Annotated in this window: 8 protein-coding genes; 4 read left to right on the top strand and 4 right to left on the bottom strand. The window is 35.8% G+C overall.

Annotation, left to right across the window (positions count from 1 at the left end):
- The 4 genes from LE180_RS05750 to LE180_RS05735 form a co-directional block, all read left to right on the top strand.
- Nucleotides 1–613 (top strand): hypothetical protein (locus LE180_RS05750; protein ID WP_374134502.1); only part of this gene is annotated, 613 nt, incomplete at its 5' end.
- A 181-nt stretch (nt 614–794) separates the two neighbouring features.
- Nucleotides 795–989 carry a hypothetical protein gene (locus LE180_RS05745; protein WP_374134503.1) on the top strand — a complete coding sequence of 65 codons (195 nt, stop codon included), beginning with the start codon at nt 795–797 and terminating at the stop codon, nt 987–989.
- Complete coding sequence (locus tag LE180_RS05740; RefSeq protein ID WP_374134501.1) at nt 916–1,068, top strand: tyrosine-type recombinase/integrase; 153 nt, start codon at nt 916–918, stop codon at nt 1,066–1,068. The genes LE180_RS05745 and LE180_RS05740 overlap by 74 nt, the downstream gene beginning before the upstream one ends.
- Nucleotides 1,069–1,093: 25 nt before the next feature.
- On the top strand, nt 1,094–2,137 hold the full coding sequence (locus LE180_RS05735; protein WP_374134500.1) for an aldose epimerase family protein: 1,044 nt from the start codon (nt 1,094–1,096) through the stop codon (nt 2,135–2,137).
- A gap of 192 nt (nt 2,138–2,329) precedes the next feature.
- Here the strand turns inward: LE180_RS05735 and LE180_RS05730 are convergent, their stop codons facing one another.
- The 4 genes from LE180_RS05730 to ispG form a co-directional block, all read right to left on the bottom strand.
- Entirely contained in the window at nt 2,330–2,590 is a 261-nt protein-coding gene (locus LE180_RS05730; RefSeq protein WP_374134499.1) for a hypothetical protein, read from the bottom strand.
- A 409-nt stretch (nt 2,591–2,999) separates the two neighbouring features.
- Entirely contained in the window at nt 3,000–4,709 is a 1,710-nt protein-coding gene (locus LE180_RS05725) for a proline--tRNA ligase (protein WP_374134498.1), read from the bottom strand.
- A 45-nt stretch (nt 4,710–4,754) separates the two neighbouring features.
- Nucleotides 4,755–5,219, bottom strand: a complete 465-nt coding sequence (greA, locus tag LE180_RS05720; RefSeq protein WP_374134497.1) for a transcription elongation factor GreA — start codon at nt 5,217–5,219, stop codon at nt 4,755–4,757.
- Between the two features lie 12 nt (nt 5,220–5,231).
- A partial coding sequence (ispG, locus tag LE180_RS05715) for a flavodoxin-dependent (E)-4-hydroxy-3-methylbut-2-enyl-diphosphate synthase (RefSeq protein WP_374134496.1) occupies nt 5,232–6,183 on the bottom strand: 952 nt, incomplete at its 5' end.

The raw sequence follows: 6,183 nt of genomic DNA, 5'->3' as shown, positions 1-6,183 counted from the left end.
AGTCAAACCGCGGAGGGACTATAATGGCAATCTTACCTCCACCTCCTCTTCAAATTCCACTCCAGTTAGCTTCTGGAATCGTGAAATCGGGAAAGTCGGAGGATTTAGCGTAACACCAACAAAAGTGGCAATAGGCACAGTCGCAGTTTTAGCCACAGTTGCTGTGGTGGGAGGTGGGGTATGGTGGTTAGGACATAAGAAGGGATGGTGGAAGAAGTCTTCAACTCAACCACCATCACCATCGCCAGTACTGACGTTGGAAGGGATACTAGATGATGTGGAGAGGGTGGCAGAGGAGGCGAATATCACGTATGGTAAGTGGGGTATGTCGAGTGATGACGATGATAATGATCTGGGGGGGTTGCTGATAAAAGTGCAGGATGATGCGAAGGATATGCGGAATGTGTTGTTGATGAGACGGAATATGAGGAAGGATGAGGTGATGACGTTGCTAGAGACGCTTTTAAAGTCGGCGAGGGAGTTGACGATGCAGGTTAAGAATGAGAAGACAAAGACGAAAGCGGCAAATATGTTGGAGTTGGTGTTGGCGCTTAAGAAGAATGTCAAGCGCTTTCCCAAAGAGTTTCTTGAATCCGTTCCGCCGGCCGTGTAATAGACTGTCTGTTTTAGGATAGCTCTCATATTCATAAGTCCTAATCGCTTTTACAAATCTCTCTATTTGATACTTAGGACTTAGTTCTAAAGTATTTTTCTTTTTCTGCCATTAAGTTCATCGGATATTCGTCAGACTGCTTGTCAAAGATTTTTATAATCACGTTAATGTTAATGAGCAGTTGAAAGATTACAACAAGCTACTAGCAGATAAAAAAGACACAGAAATGGAGTTGTTGAAAAAAAATGTGAGAAGCAAAGTTGTTAAAAAAGAAATAGAAAATCTTAAACTAAAATTAGAGATTGAACAACTTAAAAACGGTAAAAAAGATAAGAAAAATAGCCTTAAGACACAAATTCGTAACTACGCTTATTAATTCGGGACAACTTATAAAAAAGATTAGCGCAATAGTAGGTCATGCAAGCATTACGATGACAGAGAGGAAATTGAAATAACTTTGAAAAAGAGTGGAGCGCAAACATGGATTGTAAGAAAAAACTTTTTGGCGTTTATAAAAATCAGAGTGTGTATTCTTTTGTTTTTAGTAATGACAACGGATTTAGCGTTGAGTGCATATCTTACGGAGCGACATTAAAAGCTCTTTATTTTCCGCGAAGACAATCTGCCTCTGAAAACAAAAGCGTTGTTTTGGGTTATGATAATTTAGACGATTATTTGAAAGATGTTTATTTTTTAGGATCTTGTATTGGTAGGACGGCCGGCAGGATAGGAAAAGCGAGCTTCGAGTTAAACGGTAAAATATACAATATTGATAAAAATGATGGAGATAACAATCTTCATGGTGGTAAAAATGGATTTCATTCTTTGATATGGGATGGACAGATAATAAATGGTGAAAAGACAGGAGTAAAATTTTTCAAAGCTGTTAAGTCTGATGACGATGCGTTTCCGGGAAATATGAGTCTAGAAATAACATACTTGTTAAATAATGATAACGAACTGGAAATAGTTTTTAAAGGAACTTCAGATAAAGCTACTTTGTTTAATCCGACAAATCATGCCTATTTTAACCTTAACTCCAATCAAGACGACGGTATTTTAAATCATTATCTTATGCTTAACGCCGATAAATATTTGAAAACGGATGAAACACTTATTCCAACGGGCGACAAAATCGATGTAAAAATGAGCGCGTACGATTTTACAAAAGAACGTTTAATTGATGATAGTCTAAAAATTTTAACAAAAAACTATTCCATCAAAGGAGCGGGACTTGATACTCCATTTTGCTTAAATAGTTCCGTTGCCGCCGTATTAAAAAATGCAGATAAAAGTCGCTGTATAACAATTGTTACGGATAGAAACGCCATGGTTGTATATACGTCGAATTATTTTGACAGTAAACAAACGATAAACGACATATATTCTAAACCTTACATGGCAATAGCGCTTGAAGCGCAGATTTTGCCCGATGCGATTCATCATAAAAATTTTGGCAATACAGCAATTATGGAATCAGAAACAAAAGAATATAAAACGATTATACAAATGCGGCAATATTAGACTTCCTGCATAAATCAACCCACTGAAAAGCCCCCGGCGGACTTCATCTGACACCCTTAATTATACTTGTTTTTTAAGGAACAATACCACGTCAATACCTAACGGCATTGTCACCCCTTTCAAAGCAAGGGAAATTTACAATCCGTGTATGTATTTATACATTATTTCTCCACGCCAAAACGACATCTTTCGTCATATGGCGCTTAACTTCAGGAAAATAAAAAAATCCGCGCTTAACATTAATATCATTACAAACGCGAAAATACTTAAACATACTGCGCAAACTTTAATGAACGTTGATTTTTTGGGATATGGTAAAAATAAAATCATTATAAACACACCAAGAAACAAACTAATTGTAGCAACATCAAAACGTAAACCATAAACAAAACTTGCCGCTCTATCATAAAAAGACAATGCTTGAAAAATATCAGAGTACACAATGCAAAACATTAAACGAAACAATGTAAATATTAACAGCATCAATATAAAATAAAACAATGAAATTTATATTTTTAGTTTTATGTCCTGTGGATATCGCGATAAAAGAATTGCTTTAATTTTATTCATAATTATAGTTTTTCTCTGAAAAATTTTTAAAAATTACTTCTGTTTTTTATCAAACAGTCTAACAACTGCCCGTATTTTTCTTCTATAATCAAATCGCTCTAAATTGCGCCAAAAGCGGAAGCAAAAATTGTAGCCACAAAAATTCCGTGCTACGTCATTCCGGGTAATGGGATTTACAAAATAACGTATGCCATCGTAAAAAATGTTGTAGGTCCTGCGAGAACTTCGATTGAAACAGTAGTTTTGTTTTCTTTTAGTTTAAAAAATCTTTCGTTCAAAATTAATCCTACAGTTAAGTGATTTTATATATTTTTAGTATTTCAACTATTGCGCTTTCTGGAGTTAAAAGTTTAACACCGTCTTTTCCGTTTCTTCTTGCTTTTAGCTCTACATTTCCGTTTGCAAGATTTTTTTCGCCAATTGTTATTCTGTATGGAATACCTATCAAATCCGCATCTTTAAATTTAATGCCCGCTCTTTCGTCTCTATCATCAATCAAAACGTCAAGACCTTTTGCCGAAAGCTCTTTATATATTTTGTCGGTTACTTCTTCAGTTTTTTTGTCGGCATAATTTACAGGTACAATTACAACTTCAAATGGAGCTATATTATCAGGCCATATTATGCCGTTATCATCGTGAGATTGTTCTATTGTAGCTGCGAGTATTCTTGTAACGCCTATCCCGTAACAGCCCATGACAATAAAATTTTCTTTACCGTTTGTGTCAAGATATGTAGCATTGAGCGATTTTGAATATTTTGCGCCAAGTTTAAATATATGTCCTATTTCGATACCTCTTGAAAATTTTAATGTTTCTTTTTTGCATCTAGGACATATATCGCCTTTCACAACTTTTCTAACATCAGCGATTATATCTACCTTATAATCCCTACTATAATTTACATTTCTTAAGTGATAATCTTTTTTATTTGCTCCGGTTACCGCGTTCGAGATTCCAACAACTGATAAATCTGCTACAATCTTCACATTTTTAAGACCTGACGGACCGGCAAACCCTATAGGAGCATTTGTAATGGAAGTAACAGTCTGTTCGTCTGCAAGGACAACTTCCGTTGCGCCAAGCAATGACTGCAGTTTTATTTCGTTGATTTCATGATCGCCTCTTACTAATACAACAACAGGTTTACCATCAGCTGAGTAAATCATTGTTTTTATAAATTTACTTGGATACGAATTTAAAAACCTTGCAACATCTTCAACTACGCCTACGTTTGGGGTAGATACTGCTACCATTGGGAGAAAATCTTCTTGCAGTTGTTCCATTTTTAAAGTTTCCGCTTTTTCGCCATTTGCACCGTATCCGCAATTACACCATACTATTTCTTCTTCACCAGCATCTGCAAGAATCATAAATTCATGCGAAAAAGATCCTCCAATTGCGCCTGACGCTGCCTCAACAGCGCGAAAATTAAAGCCACACCTTACGCACACATTTGTATAGGCATCAAACATTGTTTTATAATATTTCTCCAAATCTGCCTCATCTGTATGAAATGAATATGCGTCTTTCATTAAAAATTCTCTTGAACGCATTATGCCAAAACGAGGACGGATTTCATCTCTGAATTTAGCGCCAAATTGGTATAGCATTATAGGAAGTTGCCTATAGGATTTTATATCTTTTCTTACTAAATCCGTTACGACTTCCTCTGCAGTAGGCGCAAGACAAAACTCAGCGTCTTTTCTATCTTTCAATCTAAAAAGTTCTTTACCGTAAACGCTCCATCTGCCCGTTTCAAGCCATAAATCTTTAGGAGAAATTAACGGAAGCATTATTTCTTGTCCGCCTGCAGCATTCATTTCTTGCCTGATAATATTTTCAATTTTCCTTAATGCTCTAAGACCCAAAGGCAAAAATTCATAAAGACCGGAAGCAAGTTTGCGTACCATTCCTGATCTTATCATGAGCTTTGCAGAAACTATGTCAGCATCCGCAGGGGCTTCTCTTAATGTAGGAATTAATAATTTAGAAAAAAACATAAATGCCTCTAACAATTCTTCTGGGTATTACTATCGCTTCCCATTTCATCTTACAATTTTTAATATTTTAAATTTTGATTTGCCGGCAGGAAGCGCTACCTCAACAGTTTCCTCTGCTTTATGCCCCAATAAGCCCTGAACAAGTGGCGACTGCACGGATATTTTATTTGCAGAAGGGTCGGCTTCTTCCAAATCTACAATTGTGTATTCGTGCTTATCCCCATCTTCATCCTGTAAATTTACGGTAACGCCTATAAATACTTTGTCAGGATCAATATTTTGTTCTTCAATAATTTTTGCGCGAGATATTTTTGAATCAAGCTCCATAATTCTACGCATAAGATTAGTAAGTGTTTCTTTTGCGGCATGATATTCAGCATTTTCTCTCAAATCTCCATGTTCTCTTGCTCTTGCAATTTCTTCTTGAACTAGAGGTTTTCTTTTTTGAAGCGTTTCCAATTCTTTGATAAGCTTTTCCCTACCGTCTCTTGTTAAGTAAATTTCTGCCATTTTTTGCTCCTATTAATCACGATAATTTTTTATCATGGAAACAATTTTTTGAACCCATTTATCAGGTTTAACTCTTCCTATAATTTCGCCGTTTTTAAACAGTATTCCGATATTTTTTCCACCGGCTATTCCAAAATCTGCGTCTTTAGCTTCTCCTGGACCGTTCACAACACAACCCATCATCGCTATTTTTATAGGTTTGGAAAGTTTTTTTAAATTTTTCATTGCAGAAGTTTTCTTTTCTACCTCCGAAACTATTTTTATTAAATCAACCTGACATCTTGAACATGTCGGACATGAAACTATTTCTAGCCCGGAATTACGAAGCCCCATAGACTGTAAAAGAAAATACGCCATTTTAACCTCTTCTACAGGATCTGCTGTAAGAGAAACCCTCAAAGTGTCGCCGATGCCATCATAAAGCATTATCCCAAGACCAGCCGCAGATTTTATTGTTCCACTAAACGTAGATCCTGCTTCCGTTATCCCTAAATGTAGCGGATAATTCCTTTTTGTGGCAAAAAATTTATACGCCTGTACTGTTGTATCAATATTTGAAGCTTTTAAAGAAACAATTATATCTTTAAAACTGTGTTTTTCTAAAATTTTTACATGATCCAGCGCCGCATTTGCAAGAGCCTTTGCGCGCGATACACTATCAGTAAAATTATGAATTTCTTTTAGAGAACCTGCGTTAATGCCAATTCTTATGGGTATATGAGCTTTTTTTGCTTCTTTTACCAAAATTTCAACTTTATCTTTTGAGCCGATATTGCCCGGATTAATTCTTAGTTTGTCTATACCTTGTTTTATTGCTTCGAGAGCTATTCTGTAATCAAAATGAATATCTGCCACTAATGGTATTTTGATATTCTTTTTTATTTTACCGACATTATAAGCTGACTCCATATCAGGAAGAGAAACTCGAACAATTTCACAGCCCGCTTCTTCGAGCTGTTTTATC

The sequence above is a fragment of the Candidatus Endomicrobiellum pyrsonymphae genome (assembly GCF_020328025.1).
Classification (GTDB): domain Bacteria; phylum Elusimicrobiota; class Endomicrobiia; order Endomicrobiales; family Endomicrobiaceae; genus Endomicrobiellum; species Endomicrobiellum pyrsonymphae.
Note: the sequence above shows the minus strand (reverse complement) of the source record. Positions and strands in the feature narration are given on the sequence as shown.